This is a genomic window from Rosettibacter firmus, from assembly GCF_036860695.1.
GTDB lineage: Bacteria > Bacteroidota > Ignavibacteria > Ignavibacteriales > Melioribacteraceae > Rosettibacter > Rosettibacter firmus.
In genome coordinates, this window is sequence record NZ_JAYKGJ010000001.1 from 38,344 (window position 1) to 61,844 (window position 23,501).

Here is a 23,501-nt window from a genome sequence, read left to right on the forward strand (position 1 = left end):
TGTACCAACAAATTTTTAGGGATTGATTTTTCTTGAACCTGGTTTAATAAGTGGAATTTTATTTTCTTTACAAAGAGGACATTCTTCAGGAAGATATGAAACAACATCAAGTTGTAAAGTACTAAATTGTGGTACACCAAAATTAACTTTATTATTACTTCTATCTACAATATATCCAACCCCAGCAACAATACCACCATTATTTCTTACTATTTCCATAACTTCAAAAACTGAACCACCTGTAGTAACTACATCCTCACAAATTAAATATCTCTTCCCTTCTTCAATTTGAAACCCTCTTCTTAAAGATAAAGACTTGTCTTCTCTTTCAGCAAATATAGATTTTTTATTGAGTTGTCTTGCAACTTCCTGTCCCACAACAATACCACCAATAGCTGGTGAAATTACAACATCGATATTAAAACTTCGAAAGTGATTTGCAATAAGTGAACATATAAATTCATTATATTCAGGATATTGAAGAACAAGTGCACATTGAAAATATTGATTACTATGTCTACCTGAAGTTAACAAAAAATGCCCATTTAAAAGGGCATTTGTTTTTAGAAAAATTTCAAGAATCTGGTTTTCTATCATTTTATAGTTGATTTATTTTATGAGCAAGATTAATATCTTTTTCAGTAATTCCACCTGCATCGTGAGTTGATAAAAAGATTTTAACATTGTTCCAGCCATAAAGATTTATATCAGGATGATGATCTAATTTTTCTGCTTCGATACCTACTTTTACTATAAATGCAATAGCATCAGAGAAATTTTTTAATTTCAATTCTTTCACAAGCTTATTATCAACTAATTGCCAATCTTTCAGCTCATTTAATTTTTCTGATAATTCATCTTTATTTAATAATTTCATAATATTTTCTTTTATTAGCTATCCTGTTCTTCTGGTTCAGCAGCTTTTTCAGGTACAAAATATAACTCATCAGAGTTCTTTTTGTGTTTAACTATAATTTTATCTCCTTCTTTAAAATGACCGAGCAATAATTCTTCAGCAAGTGGATCTTCAACATATTTTTGAATTGCACGTTTAAGAGGTCTTGCCCCAAACTTTGGATCGAAACCTTTCTCGGTCAAGAATTCAATAGCAGATTTATGTAATTCAATACTCATTTTATTTTCACTAAGATTCTTAATAAGGTCTTTCATTTCAATATTAATAATCTTCTTAATATCTTCTTTATCAAGATTACGGAATACAATTGCTTCATCAATTCTATTTAAGAACTCAGGATTGAAAAGTCGACGCATTGCATCTTCAACTGTATTTTTCAGACTTGTATATTGATCCGTTTCTGAAGCTGTGCCAAAACCAAAACCACCTGTAGTTTTAATATCTTTTGTACCAACATTGGATGTCATAATTATAATAGTATTTTTGAAATCGACACGTCTACCAAGGCTATCTGTTAAAATTCCATCATCAAGAACTTGCAGTAAGATATTAAATACATCTGGATGAGCTTTTTCAATCTCATCAAACAAAACGACAGAATAAGGTTTACGACGAACTCTTTCTGTTAATTGACCACCTTCATCATAACCAACATAACCTGGAGGAGCACCAACAAGACGAGAGACAGCAAATTTTTCCATATATTCACTCATATCAATACGTATCAATGCATCTTCGCTATCGAATAAATATCTTGCTAATTCTTTTGCCAGTTCAGTTTTACCAACACCTGTTGGTCCCAAAAATATGAATGTACCAATTGGTTTATTTGCTCTTTTGAGTCCAGCACGAGCACGACGAATAGCTTTGCAAAGTTTACTTACTGCTTCATCCTGACCAACTATTCTTTGTTTTAAAGCTTCTTCCATCTTCATTAATTTTTCAGATTCAGCCTGAACTACACGAGTAACAGGAATACCAGTCATCATCGATACAACTGTAGCAATATCATCTTCGGTTACATCATAAACCAAGTCTTGAGTTTTAGCTTCCCATTCACGTTTAGCTATTTCGAGATCAGATTGTAATTGTCGTTCTCTATCACGTAAACGAGCAGCTTCTTCATAATCCTGTTGCTTTACTACCTGCAATTTTAGTTGTTTTATTTTCTCAATTTCTTCTTCAAGTTTCAGTATTTCTTCTGATACAGTAAAATTACCCATATGCACACGAGCTCCAGCTTCATCAATAACATCGATAGCTTTATCTGGTAAGTATCTATCAGTTATATATCTTTCGCTTAATCGAACTGCAGCTTCTATTGCTTCTTTTGTATAGCGAACATGATGATGTTCTTCGTACTTAAATTTTATATTCTCAAGTATTTTAATTGTTTCTTCTGGACTTGGAGGATCAATCATTACTTTTTGAAATCTTCTATCTAAAGCACCATCAGTTTCGATATATTTACGATATTCATCAAGTGTTGTAGCTCCAATGCATTGAATATCACCACGAGCTAATGCAGGTTTGAACATATTAGATGCATCTAAAGAACCAGATGCACCGCCAGCTCCAACAATTGTGTGTAATTCATCTATGAATAAAATAACATCATCTGCTTTTTCCAGTTCATTCATTAATGCTTTCATTCTCTCTTCGAATTGACCACGATATTTTGTACCTGCTACTAAACCTGCTAAATCTAATGTAACAACTCTTTTATCTTGAAGAATTCTTGGTACTTTTCTTTGAACTATTTTTAGTGCTAAACCTTCTGCAATTGCTGTTTTACCAACACCTGGTTCTCCAATCAAAACAGGATTATTTTTCTTCCTTCTACTTAAAACCTGAGCTACTCTTTCAATTTCTTTTTCTCGACCAATTACTGGATCTAACTTTCCTTCAAGAGCTAATTTTGTTAAATCCCTGCCAAAATTATCAAGCACAGGAGTCTTGGTTTTTTCCACTTTTTTTGCTGTAAATGGTTGAGGTGATGAACTAAATTTGCTGGATTCTCTACTCTGTAATATGTTATTCAATTCAGCTCTAACATTATCATAAGTTACATTGAATTGATGAAGTATTTGTGTGGCAATATTATCTTCATCTCTTAGAATTGATAATAATATATGTTCTGTTCCAATAACATCGGATTTATAAATCTTTGATTCAATTTGAGTAATTTTAAGTACTTTTTCTGCCTGTTTTGTTAATGGAATATTTCCTATTGTTAAAGTTCCACCCGAAGTTCTTACTGTATCTTCAATTGCCTTTTTTAATTTAACAAGGTCTACATCAAGATTTCTTAGAATCTTGACTGCTATTCCCTGACCTTCTCGGATAATACCCAAGAGAAGATGTTCTGTTCCAATATAATCGTGACCTAAGCGAAGAGCTTCTTCTCTGCTCAATCTAATAACTTCTTGTACTCTTTCTGAGAAATTGCCTTCCATTTTTCATCCTTTTTCAAATTCTTTCAATTAAACAGAAAATCTATATAATTAGTTTCTTAAATATAAACAGAGAAAACTCACATATCAAGGTAATGAAGATTTAGTATATTTTTCGTTCAGGAAATTATAACTTTGTTTCATTCAGTAAGTCAAAGGATTTTATTTAAAATCTATATTGTAACAATTTTTTCTTTCCAGATCTATTTTACAATTCAAAAGGTTATACTAACTAAATTATATAACTAAAAAAATTAACCTACAATTTTTAGTAAATGTCATAATTAATTAATATTTTGGTAACAAGTTTATAAAATGGAGTTAAAATGGAAGCACTTACTGGCATTTCAATTTTAATAATAATTGCTGGAATAATTTTTTTATTTCTGTTTTTATATTTTGTGCCAATTGGATTATTTATCACAGCATATTTTTCTGGTGTAAAAGTAAGGATATTCAGAGATTTAATTGGAATGCGATTGCGAAAAGTTTCGCCACAAGTAATAGTTCGTAACTTAATTTCTGCAACTAAAGCTGGTATTGATTTAAATATTTCTCTTCTTGAAGCTCATTACTTAGCTGGTGGAAATGTAACAAATGTTGTAAATGCATTAATCTCGGCAAACAAAGCAAATTTAGATTTAGGATTTGAAAAAGCAGCTGCAATTGACCTTGCTGGTAGAGATGTTTTAGAAGCTGTAAAAATGTCTGTCAATCCAAAAGTAATAGAAACCCCAATGGTCTCTGCTGTTGCTAAAGATGGAATTCAGTTAAAAGCAATCGCAAGAATTACAGTTAGAACTAATCTCGAAAGATTAGTTGGAGGTGCTGGTGAAGCAACTATACTTGCAAGAGTTGGAGAAGGAATTGTATCAACTATAGGCTCAAGTAATTCTCATAAGGATGTACTTGAAAATCCAGATAGCATTTCTAAAGTTGTACTTTCAAAAGGACTTGATGCAGGAACAGCATTTGAAATTCTTTCAATTGATATTGCAGATGTTGATGTAGGAACTAATATTGGTGCAATTTTACAGGCTGATCAGGCAGAAGCAGATTTAAAGGTTGCTCGTGCAAAAGCTGAAGAAAGAAGAGCTGCAGCTGTAGCATTAGAACAGGAAATGAATGCCGAAGTAGCTCGAATGCGTGCTAAGGTAGTTGAAGCAGAAGCTGAAATCCCTAAAGCAATTGCCGAAGCATTTCGTAATGGTAATCTTGGTGTGATGGATTACTATCATCTTAAAAATATTCAGGCAGATACAGAAATGAGAAGTGCTATTGCAAAACCAGAAGAAAAGAAAAAAGATAATCAATGATGGATAATATAATTGAATTAATAATAACATTTTTTGTCATCTATTCTATTCTTAATATGATTATTGCAGGTAAAAAGCAGCAAAAAAGAAGAACTAATATTCCAGATGAAAAAGAATATCAAGATTTTCCATCAACTTCTAATACAAAAAGATCATCTTCAAAATATGATACGTCTATATCAATTGAAGATTTATTTGGTTTAAAACTTCCCGAACCAGAAGATCAATATTCTCAAAATAAAAATGAAGAATATATTTCTCTTGAAAGTACTACAAGCTGGAATCCAGAAAAAGAATTCGAAGAAAAGATAAAACAAAAAGAAGCATTAGAAAAAAGAACTATTGAAAAAAATATCCCTGTAATTGATTATGACAAAACTCCATCTTATGAAATTGCTCCAGTAAAAAGAGTTGAGATACAAAATATTAAAGCTTATGAACAAGAAAGATTCATCAACAATAGATTAAATGAAATCAAAATCAAATTAAAAAATCCAACAACACTAAAAGAATTATTTATTGTCTCAGAAATTTTGAATAAACCAATTTCACTCCGTAAATAATGACAAAAAAATTCGTTATTAAAAAAGTAGATCAAATTCAGCACAAACCAGAATTTGACGAATCAAGATTTAAAATAAATTACAGAGAAGCATTAAATGCATCTCAATATGAAGCTGTATGCTCAACTGAAGGGAATTATCTTGTAATTGCTGGTGCTGGTAGTGGTAAAACAAGAACGCTTGTTTATCGTGTAGCCAGATTAACAGAAATGGGATATGATCCATCATCTATTCTCCTTTTAACATTTACTCGTAAAGCAGCAAAAGAAATGATGGATAGAGCAGCTATACTTCTTGATAATAGATGCTCAAAAATAAATGGAGGCACTTTTCATTCATTTGCAAATCTTACACTTCGTAAATATGCAAAAGCAGTTGGATTAGATAGTGGTTTTACTATTCTTGATCAGACCGATAGTGAAGATGTTATAAATCTGATTCGTGGACAATTAAACTTATCTCAGCACAAAAAAAGATTTCCCAATAAACAAACAATTTTCAAAGTTCTGAGTCTGAGTGTTAATACCACACGTCCTATAGAAGAAATAATTCAGGAAGAATATCCACACTTTATTGAATACACAGATAAATTTTTAGAAATAAAAAAAATTTATGAATCATACAAAAGGCAAAATCATCTATTGGATTATGATGACCTATTAGTTTATTTGCGTAACTTTTTATTTGATTTAAGTCCAGCAGCAAAATCATTTTTAAATACAATAAAATTTGTAATGGTAGATGAGTATCAGGATACAAATAAATTGCAGGCACAAATAATTCAGGGATTAGGACAAATTAATCAAAACATAATGGTAGTAGGTGATGATTCTCAATCAATATATGCTTTTAGAGGTGCAGATTTTAAGAACATTATGGAATTTCCAAAGTTATTTAAAAATGTAAAAATTATTAAGCTGGAAGAAAATTATAGAAGTACACAAGAAATTCTAAACTTTGCTAATTACATTATTGAAAACGCTATAGAAAAATATCCTAAACATCTTTACAGTAGAAAAGTCGGTGGAGAACTTCCTGGGATTGTAAGTGCTGCTAATGAAAATATGCAATCAAGATTTATTGTTGAAAAAATCTTAGAATTACGTGAAGAAGGAATACCATTAAAAGAAATAGCTGTACTTTTTAGATCATCATTTCATTCTTTTGATTTAGAAATTGAACTCAACAAAGCAAATATTCCCTATGTTAAATTTGGTGGAATGAAATTCATAGAAGCAGCACATGTAAAAGATTTACTTTCATTCCTTAGAATTGCTGCCAATCCATTAGACTTTGTTAGCTGGTATCGTGTGTTACTACTTCATGAAGGGATAGGACCAAAGAAAGCACAACAAATTATGGATGAAATTGCAAAAGAAAAGTTATCAATTAAAAAAGAACCAGAGAGTACAATAAGTAAAAAGTATAGCGATAAAATTTATAATCTTTTTTCCTTACTTCACGAAATTCATACAAAAAATCAATTACCAGCAGATAAAGCAGAATTAGCATTAAAATATTATGAACCTTTATTCATCGATAAATATGATGATTGGAATAAAAGGAAAAAAGATCTCGACATTTTCATAAACATCGCAGAAAACTATCGTAGTCTTGATAGTTTCTTAGCAGATATGGCATTAGAACCACCACAGGATACTGTTATCGATGTTGAAGCTACAGATAAAGAAAAAGAATTCGTAACCTTATCAACTATTCACTCGGCTAAAGGTTTAGAATGGCACACAGTTTTCATTATTCATGCTATCGATGGATTTTTTCCTTCAAGCCAATCTTTTGAAAAATTAGAAACTCTGGAAGAAGAAAGAAGATTAATGTATGTGGCTGCAACAAGAGCTAAACAAAATTTATATGTCTGTTATCCAATGAATATTTTCGATAGATATAATGGAACAACTTACTCTAAACCATCAAGATTCATAGAAGGTATAACTGACGATAAAGCAGATTACTGGTTAATTGAAGAAGAATAAAACACAAATCGATTACTTTTGATAAACTTCTCAAATATTAAATAGCTAATCAAGAATTGGATAATATACTTTTTTATATTTCGTAGTAAAAATTAAGGAGTTATTTTGGAAAACATTCGAGTTAGATTTGCACCAAGTCCAACTGGCTACTTACATGTAGGTGGACTTAGAACAGCACTTTATAATTATTTATTTGCAAGAAAAAATAATGGAAAATTTATTTTAAGAATAGAAGATACAGATAGAAGTCGTTATGTAGAAGGAGCAGTAGAAAATTTGATAGCTTCTTTAAAATGGTGTGGACTCGATTATGATGAAGGACCAGATATTGGTGGAGATTATGGACCATACATGCAATCTCAAAGATTAGATATTTATAAACAACATGCTGAAGAACTTATAAAAAAAGGTCATGCTTATTATTGCTTTTGTTCACCAGAAAGATTAGCAGCATTAAGAGAAGAACAATCAAGACTAAAAGTTCCACAAATAAAATACGATAAACATTGCTTAAAACTTTCACCACAAGAAGTTCAAAATAAAATTGAAAATGGTGAACCATATGTAATTCGATTAAATGTTCCAGCAAATCAAACCGTAAGATTTTATGATATAATTAGAGGAGATGTTGAATTTGACACAAACATTATTGATGATCAGATACTTATTAAAAGTGATGGATATCCCACTTATCATCTTGCAAATGTTGTTGACGATCATCTTATGAAAATTTCTCATGTAATTCGAGGTGAAGAATGGTTATCATCAACTCCAAAACATGTTTTGCTATATGATTATTTTGGATGGGAAAAACCACAATTTGCTCATCTTCCCCTTTTGCTTAATCCAGATAGATCAAAATTAAGCAAACGTCAGGGAGATGTTGCAGTTGAAGAATACAGAGCTAAAGGTTATCTAAAAGAAGCTTTAATAAACTTTGTTGCTCTTCTTGGCTGGAATGCTGGCGACGATAGAGAATTTTATTATTTGAATGAATTAATAGAAAAGTTCTCACTCGAAGGTGTAAATAAATCGGGAGCAGTTTTTGACTTAAATAAATTAATCTGGTTAAATGGAGAGCATATTAGAAAGAAAACTGTTGATGAATTATTACCATTATTAAAAGATGAACTGAAAAAATCAAAGTATGCATCAAATAACTTTTCGGATGAGTACTTAAAACTTGTTATATCTGCAATGCAAGAACGAATTGATTTTGTTCATGAAATAATTACAAAAAGTTATTATTTCTTCGAAAGACCAACCAGTTACGAAGAAAAAGCAATCCAGAAGAACTGGAAGCCAGAAACAACAGAACATCTTAAATTACTAATTGAAACATTTGAAAAGCTTAATAATCCCACAAAAGAAGATTATGAAAATGCATTAAATTCTGTTGCTGAAAAATTGCAGATTAACAAAGGTAAGTTAATACATCCATTAAGACTTGCTCTATCTGGAACAAGTGCTGGACCAGGTATATTCGATTTGCTTTATATTCTTGGAAAAGAAGAAGTAATCATTAGAATTAAAAATGCAATTCAAAGTCTGGCTTAAATTTAAATTAATAATAAAATATTTTACACATTAAAGAATTCATAAAGTGCAAAATAGTTACTGATTGTCATTCTTGAGATAAAATTTTCAAATTATATAGTTAACTTGAAGACTTTGCAGCAATTTTTGCCCATGTATCCTTCAACGTTACTGTTCTATTAAATACTAATTTTCCATCTTTAGAATATTTTGGATCGACACAAAAATAGCCTAATCTCTCGAATTGAAATTTATCCAATGGTTTTGCATTCTGTAAAAATGGTTCAAGCTTTGCATTTGGAATTATTTCAAGAGAATTTGGATTAATATAATCCAGCCAATTATCCAGTTCACCAGGATTTTCAACATTAAATAAACGATCGTAAAGACGAACTTCGGCATCGAAGCAATGTTTTGCAGAAACCCAGTGAATTACACCTTTCACCTTTTTGTTACTTGTTCCTGTTCCACTTTTTGTTTCAGGATCATAAGTGCATCGTAATTCCACAATTTCACCTTTTTCATTTTTAATTACTTCTTCACACTTAATTATATATGCATATCTTAATCTAACTTCACCACCAGGCATTAAACGATGATAACCTTTAGGTGGATTTTCCATAAAGTCAGTTGATTCAATATATATTTCGTTTGAGAAAGGAATTTTTCTTGTACCAGCATCAGGATTTTCTGGATTATTTATAGCATCTAAAAGTTCTTCTCCATTATAATTTGTAATAACTACCTTAAGAGGATTTAAAACTGCCATAGCTCTTTGTGCTGTTTTATTTAAATCTTCTCTTATAGCATATTCAAGCAAACTTACATCGGTTAATGCATCTCTCTTGGCAACTCCAATCATTTCAGTAAATTTCCAGATTGCTTCAGGAGTATATCCTCTTCTTCGAAGTCCAGATATAGTTGGCATTCTTGGATCATCCCAGCCATCTACTATCCCTTTTTGAACGAGTTCGAGTAATTTTCTTTTACTCATTACAGTATAACTTAGGTTTAATCGAGCAAATTCAATTTGCTGAGGATGATAAATTCCAAGTTCGTCTAAAAACCAATCATAAAGTGGTCTATGATTTTCGAACTCGAGTGTGCAAATAGAATGAGTTATTCCTTCAATTGAATCTTCGAGACCATGAGCCCAATCATAAGTTGGATAAATACACCATTTATCACCCTGTCGATGATGTCTCTGGTGAATAATTCGATACATTACTGGATCTCTCATATTCAGGTTTGGAGATGACATATCAATTTTGGCTCTTAATGTTTTAGAACCATCCGGAAATTCTCCCTTTCTCATTCTTTCAAATAAATCTAAATTTTCTTCTATACTTCGATTACGATATGGGCTTTCAATGCCTGGTTCAGTTAATGTTCCTCTTGTAGCTCTTATTTCTTCTGCACTTAAATCGCAAACATATGCTTTCCCTTTTTTAATTAATTCAATTGCCCATTGATACATTTGTTCAAAATAATCTGATGCAAAAAATAATCTATCTTCAAAATCTGCCCCAAGCCATTTTACATCTTCAATAATTGAATTAACATATTCAGTATCTTCTTTTTCTGGATTGGTATCATCAAATCTAAGATTAAACTTACCACCATAATATTTAGCAATTCCATAATTAAGACAAATCGCTTTTGCATGGCCAATATGAAGATAACCATTTGGTTCAGGAGGAAATCTTGTATGAACTCTACCACCCCATCTATTATTTTTTATGTCTTCATCAATGATTTCATAAATGAAATTTTTGGGCTTTTTATCTACAGGCTTGTCGTTAATATTATTTTTATTATCCATATTTACCTTAAAATTATATTCAATACTTACAAAATTAAACAAATATTAAAAGGTGCTCAAATTATCTACGATAAAATAAGAAATTAAGTTTCATTCTCCCTAAAAATTACATTCATGTTTTTTTAAATTGAATGTGGCTGCTTTATAATTCATTCTTGATAATAACTTACCTCAAAATGATTAAACTAAATAATTTTTAATACGATAATTAATATGTAGAAATCTAAAAAATCTTATTAAATTATGACGAGCTACTTAAATGAAAAATAAAATACTTAAAAAATTAGTATTCATTTCCCCAATATTAATATTACTGTCTATTTCTATTACATTTGTTACCTATTTCATATTAAAGAACAATAATTATGCCTCAGGAAATAATATTTTTAATAATTCAATCTTTGGCTGGAGTATAATTATTAGTTTAATAATATCCTTAATTTTTTCATTACAATATTATATAGGAATTGAAAGACCACTAAATAAAGTTAAATCTTTCATAAAAAAAATAGCAGAAAATGATGCAGCATATTTATCCACTGCTCTTACTGAATTATCCCATGGAAATTTAACAGCCGAAATTCATGTGAATTCAAATTCATCACTTAAGACTTTTGCAATTGGTGAAGTAAAAGAAATAATAGATGATCTAAATTCAATAGCTTCTAATCTTTATGAAGCCAGCAAGGAATTTAATACGGCAACAGATGTACCCTGCAAAAGGCTTTTCTATGTTGGTGCAGATTCCTATCTGGAAGGAAAAAAATGCGGCGAAGCAATGGCAGAAGCATTGAAAGGAAAAGGAAAAGTAGCAATCATAATTGAAAGATTGGGAGTTATTGGACAGGAATTGAGAAGAAAAGGTTTTCAAAATTATTTAAAAGAAAATGCTCCACAAATTTCAGTAGTAGATATTGTAGAAGGTTACAATAATCCAGAATTATATTTAGAAAAAACTAAATGGTTGTTAAATAAGTATCCAGATTTATCAGGTATTTATATTACACACGATGGTGGTGGTTTTTCAAAAACAATAAAAGAACTGAAATTGAAGGATAAATTAAAAATTGTTTGTCACGATATGAGTAATAGAACAATGCAGCTAATTTCAAGCGGAGAAATTTATGCTACTTTATCACAGGATGAATTTGCACAGGGTTATAATCCAGTTATTCATTTATTTAATCATATAGTAGCTAACTGGGAGCCACCTAATCCTCGATTGTTAACAGAACTTCAACTAATTACAAAAGAAAATTTCCATAAATACTGGCATCCTGATAAAGGAACTATTGAAAATGAAGAGAAAATTTTAAAAAGACCAAAACCAGAAAAGAAATCAAATAGATTAATTAAGATTGCAGTTCTTGGAAGAGAAGGTTCAGATTTCTGGGTTTCCTTTAAAAAAGGCGTAGAAACTGCATCAAACATTTTAAGAAGATACAATGCTCAAGTAGATTGGATTATACCACCAGGTTCTCATACAAAAGATAAATTTAATGTTAGTGCAGAAATTTATGGTACAGCAATAGAAGATTGCATTAATCAAAAATACGATGCTATATGTACCGGGATTTATGATAAAAATTTAGTCTCATACATAAATAAAGCTGTTGAAACAGGTATTCCTGTTGCAACTTTCAATAGTGAACCAATAAGTCTTCGCGGATTATTAAAAACTCTATCAGAAAGAACTATTAAGTTAACCGAATTTAGCAATAACCTTTCAAAAGTTGCAAAAAATACAATTGACATTACAAATAATAATGTTGAATCTATTCAAAACATGGTTAATAGTTTAAATGAAGAAGCAACATCTGTGAATACTGCCAATTCTAACATAGAACAAATTTCAGTAACAATTAATAATATTGCTCAGGATTCACATGAACAAAAGTTAGCTTCAGAACATGTATCAGTATCAGTAAATGAAATAGCAAAAGCAATTGATTTAGCTAATTCAATTGTTTCTTCAATTGTAAAATCATCTGAAGAATCGATTAATGTTGCAAAACAAGGTGAAAATTCTGTAATGAAAACTGTTGAACAGATGAAAGTAATCGAAAAGACTATTCAGGATTTTGCAACAACTATAGAAGAGATGTTAAAACAATCAAGACAAATAGAAGAAATAATTCAAACCATAGAATCAATAGCAGATCAAACTAACCTGCTGGCATTAAATGCAGCGATAGAAGCAGCACGTGCAGGAGAACACGGTCGTGGTTTTGCAGTAGTTGCCGACGAAGTTAGAATTTTAGCAGAAAAATCTGCTGATGCTACTAAACAAACTTCAAACATTATTTCTAAAGTACAACAAAATATTTCCAATGCTAGTAATTCAATAAAAACTATTGTTAATAATGTTGATTATGGAACAAGTTTAGCAAACGAATCTGGAATATCAATTAAAAAACTTCTTGATTCTTACTTTAATATGAATAAACAAATAGAAAGTATGGTAAAAGCAAATAATACAATTTCTGAAATAATGAAGAGTTTGCTCGAATCGTCAGATAAAATTTCATCAGTCATTCAACAAAATATGAGTGCTACAGAAGAGTGCAGTCACAGTGTAAAACACACAGTTGAGATGATAAACAATATTTCAGCTATAAGTCAATTAAATGCAAATATGATAAATGAAATTGCCAATAAAACAATTAATGCTAAAACTGAAGCTGAAGAATTAGGTAAAGTAGCTTCTAATTTATTAGAAATGGCACACGAGTTACAAGCTGCAACCGCACAGTTCAAAATAGATTGATGAAATTAAAATTCTGCTCCAACAAATTTTAATCTATTTACTGCTCTTTGCATTGATAACTCTGCCCTTCTAATATCAATCTTATCTCTATCTTTTGAAGATAATCTTTCTTTTGCACGGGATAGTGACCTTCTTGCTCTTTCTACATCTATTTCTTCTCTTCTCTCAATACTGTCTGCTAATATCAATATTTTGTTTTTAAGCACCTCAACACTACCGCCTCCTGTTGTAAACTCAGTAATATTATCATTAATATCCACTACTTTAATTCTTCCTATTTCAAATGTACTGAGCAATGGTGCATGATTAAATAATATCTGAAAATTTCCAAGTGTACCTGGAACAGTTACTGATTTAACTTTACCACTATATGCAATTTTAGAAGGTGTAATTATTTCTAAATTAAGTTCTTTTTTCATTTCTGTAATCTTTTAGCTTTTTCTACTGCTTCTTCAATTGTTCCTACATACATAAATGCCTGTTCTGGCAAATCATCATGTTTACCTTCAAGAATTTCTTTAAAGCTTCTAATTGTATCTTCAAGTTTAACATATTTACCAGGAATTCCAGTAAATTGTTCAGCAACATGGAATGGTTGACTTAAAAATCTCTGAATTCTTCTGGCTCTTCTAACAATAATTTTATCTTCTTCTGAAAGTTCATCCATACCTAAAATATTAATAATATCCTGTAAATCTTTATAAGCCTGTAATATTTCTTTAACCTGTTTAGCAACATTATAATGTTCCCATCCAACAATATCAGGTTGTAAAATTCTTGAAGTTGAATCAAGTGGATCAACAGCAGGATAAATTCCCAATTCCGAAATCTGACGACTTAAAACTGTTGTAGCATCAAGATGTGAGAATGCAGTTGCTGGGGCAGGGTCTGTTAAATCATCAGCAGGAACATAAATAGCCTGAACTGATGTAATAGAACCTTTATCTGTTGAAGTAATTCTTTCCTGCAATTCACCCATTTCAGTTGCAAGGTTTGGTTGATATCCTACAGCTGATGGCATTCTTCCTAATAAAGCAGAAACTTCTGAACCAGCCTGAGTAAAACGGAAGATATTATCTATAAATAATAACACATCTCTTCCCTCTTCATCTCTGAAATATTCAGCAATAGTCAATCCAGTTAAACCCACTCTCAAACGAGCACCAGGAGGTTCATTCATTTGCCCAAACACTAATGCTGTTTTAGATAAAACTCCGGATTCTTTCATTTCAAGCCAGAGATCATTTCCTTCTCTGGTTCTTTCACCTACACCAGCAAAAACTGAATAACCTCCATGTTGTTTAGCAATATTATGAATCAATTCTTGAATAATAACTGTTTTACCAACGCCTGCTCCACCGAATAAACCTGTTTTCCCACCTTTTGTATATGGTTCTAATAAATCTATAACTTTTATGCCGGTTTCAAACATTTCTTGTTTTGTAGAAAGATTATTGAATTTGGGAGCATGACGATGAATTGCATATCTTTTCTTTGCTTTTATTTCACCAAGTCCATCAATACCTTCCCCAATTACATTTATTAATCTTCCTAAAGTTTCGGGACCTACAGGAACAGTAATTGGTCCACCTGTGTCATAAGCTTTCATACCACGAACTAAACCATCGGTTGTATCCATAGCCACAGTTCTAACACGATTTTCTCCTAAGTGTTGTTGAACTTCAACTACTAATTCTTCTTCTTTTCCTTCTAAATTAACTCTTGGAATTTTGATAGCATTATAAATATTTGGTAAGTAACCGTCTTGAAAGTCGATATCAACGACGGGTCCAATTACTTGAACAATTACACCTTCATTAGATGCCATTTTTTTCCCTTATTTATCATAAATTAATATACAAAGTTATCAAAGATGTTAATGATTTCCAATATAGTAAATAACATTTATGTTATAATTATTATTGAATTTAATAAAACCCATATCAAATCATTTAATAAAAAGTCAAGTGCGTATAGAGATAATCCTTCAGAAATAAACATAAAAAAATTCATAAGTTTAAGAGTTTACATGAAGTTTCTCTGCTAATTCACAACCTTTCATTAGAGCTTCTTTGTTTAGTGGTAATAGATGATGATATCTTTCTGGTAAAACTTTTTTAAGTGCTTCAAATGCAGTTTCAATTGATATGACTGGCTTCTTTTTAAGATAAGCTCCAAGAATAATCATATTCATAACTCGAGTATTTTTAAGTTTGGCTGCTTCGTTAGCTGCTTCAATAGGTAATATTTCTACATCTACTCGAGTTGGTGGATTTAATATTGTACTGGATTCATAAATAATTAAACCATTAGGTTTAACTGCGGATTGAAATTTATCGAGTGAAGGTTGGTTAAGTGCAATTAATGTATCACATTTACTTATAATTGGTGAACTAATTTTTGAATCGCTAATTATTGTTATACAATTTGCAGTTCCTCCGCGCATTTCTGGACCATATGAAGGCATCCAGCTTACTTCTTTACCTTCGATTACACCACCATAACATAATATCTGACCAAGCGATAAAACTCCCTGTCCACCAAATCCAGCAATAATAATTTCTTCAGTCATAATTTCCTCTTATTCTGTTTTAGAAAGATTAGGGACTTTTAAATCTCCTAATGGATAGAAAGGAAGCATATTTTCTTCAAGCCATTTATTGGATTCTACAGGTGTCATTTTCCAGTTCGAAGGGCAATTAGAAACAATTTCGATGAAGCACAAACCTTTTTTATGCTCAAGATATTTAAAGCCATTCAGTATAGCTTTTTTAGCACGACGAACATTATTTGGAGTATTTACAGCAACTCGTGTACAATAATAGACTCCCGGTAATTGTGCAACTAATTCAGTTATTTTAAGAGGATTTCCCATCACAGATACATCTCTACCAAAAGGAGTTGTAGTAGATTTCATGCCAATCAAAGTAGTAGGAGCCATTTGACCACCAGTCATTCCATAAATACCATTGTTAATAAAAATAACTAAAATATTTTCGCCTCTATTACAAGTGTGAATTGTTTCACCTGTTCCAATTGCTGCTAAATCACCATCACCTTGATAAGTAAATACATATTTATCTGGGAGCATTCTTTTAATTCCAGTTGCAACTGCTGTAGCTCTTCCATGAGCTGCTTCAACCATGTCAATATCAAGATAGTTATAAGCAAAAACAGCACATCCTACTGGAGCCACACCAATTGTTTTATCCTGAATACCTAATTCGTCAATAACTTCTGCAATTAACTTATGAGCTACACCATGTCCACAACCTGGACAATAGTGCATTGGAATATCAATTAAAGTTTTAGGTCTCTCATAAACAAGGTATTCTTTCAAACAAATATTTTCTTCTTCTTTATGCTCACTTTGTTTTTCTTCGGCAGTTAAAATTTGATTACTCATAATTTTTCTCCTACTAAAATATCTTCTAATTTTTGAAGAATTTCTTCTGGTGAAGGGACAATTCCACCCATTCTACCATAAAATTCAACTGGAATTTTTCCATTTACTGCAAGACGAACATCTTCCAGCATCTGACCAGCATTCATTTCTACAACTAAGAAATTTTTTACTTTATCAGCTATATTATTCAATTGTTGATATGGAAATGGGAATAAAGTTATTGGTCTAAATACTCCCACTTTAATTCCCTTTTGACGTGCTAATTCTGCAGCCTTTGAACAAATTCTTGCAACAAGTCCAAATGCAACAAGTACAATTTCTGCATCTTCACAATTTAGAATTTCATATCGAACTTCATTTTTTTCAATTTGTTTATATTTTTCCTGTAAATGTAAATTAATTTCTTCCATTTTATCTGGTTCAATATGAAGAGACGTAATAATATTATGTTCTCTATCTAAAGGTTTTCCAACTGTTGCCCATGGTTCAATTTCAGTTTTACGAGGTATAGGTTCGAATAATTCTACTTTTTCCATCATTTGTCCCAATGCACCATCTGTAAGAATCATAACTGGATTTCGATATTTAAATGCAAGATCAAAACTTAGAGGGACAAAATCTGCCATTTCCTGAACTGTAGATGGTGCCAGTACAATTAATTTATAATCACCATGTCCACCTCCTTTAACAGCTTGAAAATAATCTCCCTGTGAAGGTTGAATGGTTCCCAATCCAGGTCCACCTCTAACAACATTAACAATTAAACATGGAAGTTCTGCACATGCAATATAAGATATTCCTTCCTGCATTAAACTTATTCCTGGAGAAGATGATGAAGTCATAACTTTTTTACCTGTGCATGCAGCACCATAAACCATATTAATTGCAGCAACTTCACTTTCTGCTTGTAAAACAACCATACCTGTTCTTGCATAAGCTTCTCTTGCTAAATATTCCAATATTTCTGATTGTGGAGTTATTGGATAACCAAAATATCCATCACAACCAGCTCTTATAACTGCTTCGGCAAGAGCTTCATTCCCTTTCATTAAAGTTATTTCTTTTTTCATGACCGCACCATAACTGTTATATCACTTGATACATTTGAAATTGTTGCTATTTGTTCTTTCTTTTTATCAGTTTTGCGATAAACTGTAATTATACCTTCTGGACAAACCAGTGCACAGTTTACACAACCAGTACAATTATCCTCTACTTTAACTACATAATGATAACCTTTTAAATTAAGTTTTTTTGATAGCCCAAGAGTATTTTGAGGACATGCAACAACGCATAACTCACAGCCTTTACATTTTTCGATATCAATTATGATATCGCCTTTAACTTTTGCCATAAACACCTCAAAATTATTTAAAATAAAAAAAGGTTATAGTTTGACTATAACCTTTCTTCTTCTAATAAAAATTTATTAGTAATATTTCAACAAAAATTAGATTCATTTTAATTTACCATAAAAGAGCTAAACAGAATAAAAACTACGTGCCAGAATAAAATGAACTTTAGTTTAATTATTCATAACAAAAATAATAATTATTATTCAAAAACAAAGGGATGAATTTTAAACTTAATGTTTAGTAAATAATTATCTGATTTTATTTTTCATAAGTGAGAAATAATTTTTTTTGATTGAGAATCAAATATACTGGTTTGTTTATAACGAAGCATGTTTATCTGCATGATATGAACTTCTTACAAGAGGTGAAGATTCTATAGCTTTAAATCCTAATTTTAAACCATATTCCTTATAAAATTGAAATTCTTCTAATGTAACATAACGATGTACAGGCAGGTGATTTTTAGTAGGTTGTAAATATTGTCCAATCGTAACTATATCACATCCATGATTATACAAATCATGTAAAAGTTCTATTACTTCTTCTTTTGTTTCTCCAATTCCAACCATAATTCCACTTTTAGTTTTAAGTCCTTTTTCTTTAAACCATTTAATTACGTTCAAACTTCTTTCGTATTTTGCTTGAGGTCTTACTACATGATATAATCTTTTTACAGTTTCAAGATTATGATTAAGAATGTCAGGTTTGTTTTGCATAATTATGTTAAATGCATGCTCTTCACCTTTAAAATCAGGAATTAATAATTCAATTGTTGTCTCAGGCATTTTTTGGCGAATTAATCTAACTGTTTCAGAAAAAATTGAAGCTCCACCATCATATAATTCATCTCGATTAACTGAAGTAATAACAACATGATTTAATTTTAATACTTCAACAGATTCTGCTACTCTTCGAGGTTCATCTAAATCCACTTTATTTGGAATTCCTAATTTAACATTGCAAAATCCACAACTTCTTGTACATGTATCACCTAATATCATAAAAGTTGCTGTTCTTCTATTCCAGCATTCAGCTATATTTGGACATTTTGCTTCTTCACAAACTGTATTCAATTTTGATTTACGCATCAATTCATAAACATCTTTATAATTTTTCCCGCTCGGTAAACGAACTTTCAACCACTCAGGTCTTTTTCCCAACTGAATATTTTTTTCTACTTCTTTTTTGAAAGCTAATTGATGTTGATTAATCTTCATAATTGTTTATCTTGATTTATAAATAAAATATTGAAATCGCTTATAATACTTTTACAAAAATAAATTAATTTATTCTATATATCTTCAAAATTTTCTAAATAATTTTTTATGAATGAAAGAAATTTACCGCCAAGCATTCCATCAATTAATCGATGATCGTGACTCAACGATAAATACATCATTGATCTTATTGCAATACTATCGACACCATTGTTTTCAATAACAACTGGTTTCTTCGTTACACTACCAACTCCAAGAATTCCAACTTCTGGTTGATTAATTATTGGAGTTCCAATCAAAGTACCAAATACTCCATAATTAGTAATAGTAAATGTTCCATTGGTAATATCATCCAGTAACAATTTTTTTGTTCTTGCTTTATTACTTAAGTCTGCAATAGCTTTTGCAAGTCCAATAATATTCATTTCATCTGCATTTTTTATATTAGGAACAATCAGACCATCTGGTTCAATTGCTACTGCTATTCCAAGATTTATAAATTTTTTAAAAATAATTTTATCTTCTTCAATTGTTGCATTCATTAATGGATATTCTTTTAATGCTTTGATTGCTGCATATGCGATAAATGGAAGATAAGTTAATTTAATACCATTCTTTGCATAATGTTCTTTGTTGTTATTTATAAAATTGTAAATTCTTGTTACATCAACTTCGATAATGGAAGTAACATGAACAGAAGTATCTCTGCTTTTAATCATGTTATGAATAATTCTTTCACGAATATGATCTACAGGAATAACTTCAACTCTTGACGAAGGTGAAGATTCAAAAGTAGTTTTTCGTTCTATCTTTTCTGCTGGCATTTCTTTAATTGACTTTTTCTTTTCGATATAATCAAGAAGATCTTTTTTAGTAACCCTGCCTTTGATTCCGGTTCCAGTAATCTTATCCAGTTCTTCTAATGAAATATCTTCTTGACGAGCAATATTTAAAACTGCTGGTGAATAAAAACGAATTGATTGCTTATTATCATCTGTAATTAAATCATTCACATTTTCTTTTTCCTGTTCGACCATCTCTTCTATTATTTCTGAATTTATATTTTCTTCGCTATCAATTATAGCTACAACTGTTCCTACTTTAGCAACTTCGTTTTCTTTTACTCTAATTTCAACTAAAGTTCCATCGCATGGCGAAGGAATTTCTGTATCAACCTTATCTGTTGTAATTTCATAAATAATCTCATCTTTTTTGACTTTATCACCTACTTTCTTATGCCATTTAATTATTGTTCCTTCTGTAATGGATTCCCCCATTTGAGGCATTATAATTTCTGTTTTCATTTATGCTCCAATAAATAACTGTTAATAATTTAATAACTCTAATAAACCATTATATATTTTGAATTTATCTGGTAATATAAATTTTTCTAAATAATTAGAATAAGGGATAGGTGAATCTTTAGCAGCAATTCTTTTAATAGGACCATCAAGATATTCAAAACAACTATCAGAGATTAAAGCAGCTATTTCTGCACCAAATCCAGCAGTTAATGTATCTTCGTGTACTATGGCAACTTTACCTGTTTTTTTAACTGATTGATAAATAGTTTCAACATCAAGAGGTTGCAATGTTCGTAAGTCAATTATTTCAATTGAGTAACCATCTTCTTCTAATTTTTTAGCAGCAAAATTTGTCTCGTGCACCATTGCTCCATAAGTTACAACTGTTAAGTCATTCCCTTCTTTTATTATTTTAGCTTTTCCAAATGGTAATAGATAATTAGAATCTGGTTCAGGAGAAGATGCATAACTCTGTCTATACAAACCTTTATGCTCAAGGAATAAAACAGGATCGTTTAATCTAAGGGCTGTTTTTAATAAACCTTTTGCATCTGCAGCATTTGAAGGATAAGCAATAAGTAATCCAGGCATATGAGTAAAAAAACTTTCAATATTTTGACTATGATAAATTCCACCATGAATATAGCCTCCAACAGGAACTCGTATAACTACAGGAGTTTCAAATAAATTATTCGATCGATAACGATACATAACAAGTTCGTTACGTATTTGCATAAACGCAGGCCAGATGTAATCACCAAATTGAATTTCTACGCATGGTTTAATGCCTGTTAGCGACATACCAATTGCAACACCAACTATACTTGCTTCGGCTAATGGAGAGTTAAAAACTCTATTATTTCCAAATCTGGTAGATAATCCTTTTGTAGCTGTAAATACACCACCTTTTGGATCAGCAACATCTTCGCCAAAGACAAAAATTTTTTCATTTATTTCCATTTCTTCTTTTAATGCATGATTTATTGCATCAACCATTACAATTGATTTACCAGTCTTAAAAGACTTTTCATAATCAAGTTCATTTTTTCTATTAGATTCATCATAAACATATTTAATTGCAGTCTCTGGTTCAGGTTCTGGATACTTTAAAGCTTCATCAGCAGCTTGATTTATTTCCTGATGAATACTTTCTTTCATATTTTCAACAAATTCTTCAGAAACCAAACCTTCTTTTATTAAATATTTTGAAAATATTTTTATTGGATCTCTCTCGAAAGCTTCATCGAGTATTTCTTTTGGAATATATTTTTTCTGATCGTCCGAAGAAGAATGTGAAAAAATTCTTACAACATCCGCTTCAACAAGAACAGGTCCCATTTTATTTCTTGCATAATCAAATGATTTAAGTGCTGCAGAATATGATTGAAAAAAATTTGTTCCATCAATTTTGATTCGATATAAATTTTCATAACCTTTCATCATTTCGGAAATAGAGCCATCTTTCCCAGAAGTTTGATTTTCGACAGGTACAGAAATTGCCCATTTATTATTTTCAATTAAAAAGATAACTGGAAGTTTATCACGACAAGCCCAATTAACAGCTTCATGAAATTCACCTTCACTTGTAGCTCCTTCGCCACTGCTAACCAAAACAACTCCATCTTTATTTTGCTTTTTTAAACCCAGTGCAGTTCCAACTGCTTGTAGATATTGAGTACCAGTAGGACTCGATTGTGAAGGAATATTTAGTTTTTTTGAAGCCCAATGTGATGGCATTTGTCTACCACCACTCATTTCGTCATTAGCTTTTGCAAGAAAATTAAGAAAGATTTCTTTTGGAGTTATTCCAATAGCAAGAACAAAAGCCAGATCTCTATAATAAGGATAAGCCCAATCAACTCCTTTATTCATCAATTTACCAAATGCGATTTGTACTGCTTCATGTCCAGCTCCTGCTATATGGAAAAAGGCTTTACCTTGCTTTATTAATGTCATTTGTTTATTGTCAATTTCGCGAGATAATAACATTAATTTAAATACTTCCAGAAGTTCTTCTTTTGAGAAAGAACCATCAATGCTTTTTAAAGCCTGAGAATGATTTAAAAGGTATTGATTATGATATTTATTCATTTATTTTCCTATATTATTTAAGAAGTGGATTATTGCAGATTAATTAAATCGCTATTTAATTTTTATATTTGTTTTGAAGTCATTTTCATTCTGATGTATTACTTCGGAGTAATTAAATACCTTCATGAATTCTTCAAGGATTAATTCTTTTGTTTCTTCAATATTAAGTTTTCTTCCAAGTTCTTTTTCTAATGATGTAACATAATAATCTCTTATACCACAAGGTATTATTCCACCAAAGTAATTCAAATCAGTATTAACATTGAATGCAAATCCATGCATTGTAATCCATCTACTAACTTTAATACCAATTGCAGCAACTTTTCTGTTTGCTATCCAAACACCAGTATATTTTTGATTTCTACCAGCTTTTAATCCATAATACGAACATACTTTTATAATAACTTCTTCCAGAGCACGAAGATATTCGTGAGTATCTTCTTTCCAGTTCGATAAATTAATAATTGGATATCCTACAATCTGACCTGGTCCATGATAAGTAATATCTCCACCCCTATCAATTTCATATACTTTGATACCCAATTCTTTTAATTGTCTATCATTTGCTAAAAGATTATCAGGATTTGCAGTTTTGCCTAATGTATAGGTATGATTATGTTCAAGTAAAAGGAGTGTATCATCAATTTCTTTTAATAATCTTTTTTGAAAGATAATATTTTGTAGATCCCAGGCTTCTTTATAATCGATAAATCCAAGATTGTAATATTGTAATTTCCTGCCATTCATAATTTGGTTTATCC

The 23,501-nt window shown here is 30.6% G+C and carries 19 protein-coding genes; 5 read left to right on the plus strand and 14 right to left on the minus strand.

Annotated elements, in window-relative coordinates; translation table 11 throughout:
• Positions 1-15: 15 nt before the first annotated feature.
• From pyrE to VJY38_RS00185, 3 genes are read right to left on the minus strand one after another with little or no spacing between them, the layout of a single operon-like run.
• Entirely contained in the window at positions 16-597 is a 582-nt protein-coding gene (gene pyrE / locus VJY38_RS00175; RefSeq protein ID WP_353678643.1) for an orotate phosphoribosyltransferase, read from the minus strand.
• A gap of 1 nt (position 598) precedes the next feature.
• Positions 599-877 (minus strand): 4a-hydroxytetrahydrobiopterin dehydratase, encoded by a 279-nt coding sequence (locus tag VJY38_RS00180; RefSeq protein WP_353678644.1) that lies wholly within the window; start codon positions 875-877, stop codon positions 599-601.
• Positions 878-891: 14 nt separating this feature from the next.
• On the minus strand, positions 892-3,372 hold the full coding sequence (locus VJY38_RS00185; protein WP_353678645.1) for an ATP-dependent Clp protease ATP-binding subunit: 2,481 nt from the start codon (positions 3,370-3,372) through the stop codon (positions 892-894).
• Positions 3,373-3,695: 323 nt separating this feature from the next.
• Here VJY38_RS00185 and floA point away from each other — a divergent pair, with 323 nt between their 5' ends.
• The 4 genes from floA (at position 3,696) to gltX (ending at position 8,799) form a co-directional block, all read left to right on the plus strand.
• The gene (gene floA / locus VJY38_RS00190; protein ID WP_353678646.1) at positions 3,696-4,685 is read left to right on the plus strand and encodes a flotillin-like protein FloA; all 990 of its coding nucleotides are present in this window, start codon (positions 3,696-3,698) and stop codon (positions 4,683-4,685) included.
• A complete protein-coding gene (locus VJY38_RS00195) occupies positions 4,682-5,248 on the plus strand; it encodes a hypothetical protein (protein ID WP_353678647.1) in 567 nt (188 codons plus the stop codon). The genes floA and VJY38_RS00195 overlap by 4 nt, the downstream gene beginning before the upstream one ends.
• Positions 5,248-7,242 (plus strand): ATP-dependent helicase, encoded by a 1,995-nt coding sequence (locus VJY38_RS00200; RefSeq protein WP_353678648.1) that lies wholly within the window; start codon positions 5,248-5,250, stop codon positions 7,240-7,242. Before VJY38_RS00195 ends, VJY38_RS00200 begins: the two co-directional genes overlap by 1 nt.
• A gap of 105 nt (positions 7,243-7,347) precedes the next feature.
• Positions 7,348-8,799 (plus strand): glutamate--tRNA ligase, encoded by a 1,452-nt coding sequence (gene gltX, locus VJY38_RS00205; RefSeq protein WP_353678649.1) that lies wholly within the window; start codon positions 7,348-7,350, stop codon positions 8,797-8,799.
• Between the two features lie 100 nt (positions 8,800-8,899).
• Here gltX and VJY38_RS00210 read toward each other — a convergent pair whose 3' ends face one another.
• Positions 8,900-10,600, minus strand: coding sequence for a glutamine--tRNA ligase/YqeY domain fusion protein (locus VJY38_RS00210; RefSeq protein ID WP_353678650.1), 1,701 nt, complete (start codon positions 10,598-10,600; stop codon positions 8,900-8,902).
• A gap of 259 nt (positions 10,601-10,859) precedes the next feature.
• Here VJY38_RS00210 and VJY38_RS00215 point away from each other — a divergent pair, with 259 nt between their 5' ends.
• Positions 10,860-13,367, plus strand: a complete 2,508-nt coding sequence (locus tag VJY38_RS00215) for a methyl-accepting chemotaxis protein (protein WP_353678651.1) — start codon at positions 10,860-10,862, stop codon at positions 13,365-13,367.
• 5 nt (positions 13,368-13,372) lie between these two features.
• On the opposite strand, the gene atpC is transcribed toward VJY38_RS00215, so the two are convergent.
• The 10 genes from atpC to lipB all read right to left on the minus strand — a co-directional run bounded on the left by atpC (position 13,373) and on the right by lipB (position 23,487).
• Complete coding sequence (gene atpC / locus VJY38_RS00220; RefSeq protein ID WP_353678652.1) at positions 13,373-13,786, minus strand: ATP synthase F1 subunit epsilon; 414 nt, start codon at positions 13,784-13,786, stop codon at positions 13,373-13,375.
• Positions 13,783-15,195, minus strand: a complete 1,413-nt coding sequence (atpD, locus tag VJY38_RS00225) for a F0F1 ATP synthase subunit beta (RefSeq protein WP_353678653.1) — start codon at positions 15,193-15,195, stop codon at positions 13,783-13,785. Before atpD ends, atpC begins: the two co-directional genes overlap by 4 nt.
• Positions 15,196-15,384: 189 nt before the next feature.
• The gene (locus VJY38_RS00230; RefSeq protein WP_353678654.1) at positions 15,385-15,939 is read right to left on the minus strand and encodes a 2-oxoacid:ferredoxin oxidoreductase subunit gamma family protein; all 555 of its coding nucleotides are present in this window, start codon (positions 15,937-15,939) and stop codon (positions 15,385-15,387) included.
• 9 nt (positions 15,940-15,948) lie between these two features.
• On the minus strand, positions 15,949-16,773 hold the full coding sequence (locus VJY38_RS00235) for a thiamine pyrophosphate-dependent enzyme (RefSeq protein ID WP_353678655.1): 825 nt from the start codon (positions 16,771-16,773) through the stop codon (positions 15,949-15,951).
• The gene (locus VJY38_RS00240; protein WP_353678656.1) at positions 16,770-17,843 is read right to left on the minus strand and encodes a 3-methyl-2-oxobutanoate dehydrogenase subunit VorB; all 1,074 of its coding nucleotides are present in this window, start codon (positions 17,841-17,843) and stop codon (positions 16,770-16,772) included. Before VJY38_RS00240 ends, VJY38_RS00235 begins: the two co-directional genes overlap by 4 nt.
• Positions 17,840-18,127: a 4Fe-4S dicluster domain-containing protein gene (locus VJY38_RS00245; RefSeq protein ID WP_353678657.1), complete on the minus strand. Its 288-nt coding sequence runs from the start codon at positions 18,125-18,127 to the stop codon at positions 17,840-17,842. Before VJY38_RS00245 ends, VJY38_RS00240 begins: the two co-directional genes overlap by 4 nt.
• A gap of 318 nt (positions 18,128-18,445) precedes the next feature.
• Positions 18,446-19,345 (minus strand): lipoyl synthase, encoded by a 900-nt coding sequence (gene lipA, locus VJY38_RS00250; RefSeq protein WP_353678658.1) that lies wholly within the window; start codon positions 19,343-19,345, stop codon positions 18,446-18,448.
• A gap of 74 nt (positions 19,346-19,419) precedes the next feature.
• Positions 19,420-20,649: a dihydrolipoamide acetyltransferase family protein gene (locus VJY38_RS00255; RefSeq protein ID WP_353678659.1), complete on the minus strand. Its 1,230-nt coding sequence runs from the start codon at positions 20,647-20,649 to the stop codon at positions 19,420-19,422.
• Between the two features lie 21 nt (positions 20,650-20,670).
• On the minus strand, positions 20,671-22,740 hold the full coding sequence (locus VJY38_RS00260; protein WP_353678660.1) for an alpha-ketoacid dehydrogenase subunit alpha/beta: 2,070 nt from the start codon (positions 22,738-22,740) through the stop codon (positions 20,671-20,673).
• Between the two features lie 51 nt (positions 22,741-22,791).
• Entirely contained in the window at positions 22,792-23,487 is a 696-nt protein-coding gene (gene lipB / locus VJY38_RS00265; RefSeq protein ID WP_353678661.1) for a lipoyl(octanoyl) transferase LipB, read from the minus strand.
• Between the last annotated feature and the right edge of the window lie 14 nt (positions 23,488-23,501).

Excerpts from the sequence above, each read along its gene's own strand:
- VJY38_RS00235 (WP_353678655.1), bottom strand. The coding sequence starts at position 16,773 with ATGAGTAATCAAATTTTAACTGCCGAAGAAAAACAAAGTGAGCATAAA.
- VJY38_RS00215 (WP_353678651.1), top strand. The coding sequence starts at position 10,860 with ATGAAAAATAAAATACTTAAAAAATTAGTATTCATTTCCCCAATATTA.
- VJY38_RS00180 (WP_353678644.1), bottom strand. The coding sequence starts at position 877 with ATGAAATTATTAAATAAAGATGAATTATCAGAAAAATTAAATGAGCTG.
- VJY38_RS00195 (WP_353678647.1), top strand. The coding sequence starts at position 4,682 with ATGATGGATAATATAATTGAATTAATAATAACATTTTTTGTCATCTAT.
- VJY38_RS00185 (WP_353678645.1), bottom strand. The coding sequence starts at position 3,372 with ATGGAAGGCAATTTCTCAGAAAGAGTACAAGAAGTTATTAGATTGAGC.
- VJY38_RS00245 (WP_353678657.1), bottom strand. The coding sequence starts at position 18,127 with ATGGCAAAAGTTAAAGGCGATATCATAATTGATATCGAAAAATGTAAA.
- pyrE (WP_353678643.1), bottom strand. The coding sequence starts at position 597 with ATGATAGAAAACCAGATTCTTGAAATTTTTCTAAAAACAAATGCCCTT.
- VJY38_RS00210 (WP_353678650.1), bottom strand. The coding sequence starts at position 10,600 with ATGGATAATAAAAATAATATTAACGACAAGCCTGTAGATAAAAAGCCC.
- VJY38_RS00260 (WP_353678660.1), bottom strand. The coding sequence starts at position 22,740 with ATGAATAAATATCATAATCAATACCTTTTAAATCATTCTCAGGCTTTA.
- VJY38_RS00240 (WP_353678656.1), bottom strand. The coding sequence starts at position 17,843 with ATGAAAAAAGAAATAACTTTAATGAAAGGGAATGAAGCTCTTGCCGAA.
- VJY38_RS00200 (WP_353678648.1), top strand. The coding sequence starts at position 5,248 with ATGACAAAAAAATTCGTTATTAAAAAAGTAGATCAAATTCAGCACAAA.
- lipB (WP_353678661.1), bottom strand. The coding sequence starts at position 23,487 with ATGAATGGCAGGAAATTACAATATTACAATCTTGGATTTATCGATTAT.
- floA (WP_353678646.1), top strand. The coding sequence starts at position 3,696 with ATGGAAGCACTTACTGGCATTTCAATTTTAATAATAATTGCTGGAATA.
- lipA (WP_353678658.1), bottom strand. The coding sequence starts at position 19,345 with ATGAAGATTAATCAACATCAATTAGCTTTCAAAAAAGAAGTAGAAAAA.
- VJY38_RS00255 (WP_353678659.1), bottom strand. The coding sequence starts at position 20,649 with ATGAAAACAGAAATTATAATGCCTCAAATGGGGGAATCCATTACAGAA.
- atpD (WP_353678653.1), bottom strand. The coding sequence starts at position 15,195 with ATGGCATCTAATGAAGGTGTAATTGTTCAAGTAATTGGACCCGTCGTT.
- atpC (WP_353678652.1), bottom strand. The coding sequence starts at position 13,786 with ATGAAAAAAGAACTTAATTTAGAAATAATTACACCTTCTAAAATTGCA.
- VJY38_RS00230 (WP_353678654.1), bottom strand. The coding sequence starts at position 15,939 with ATGACTGAAGAAATTATTATTGCTGGATTTGGTGGACAGGGAGTTTTA.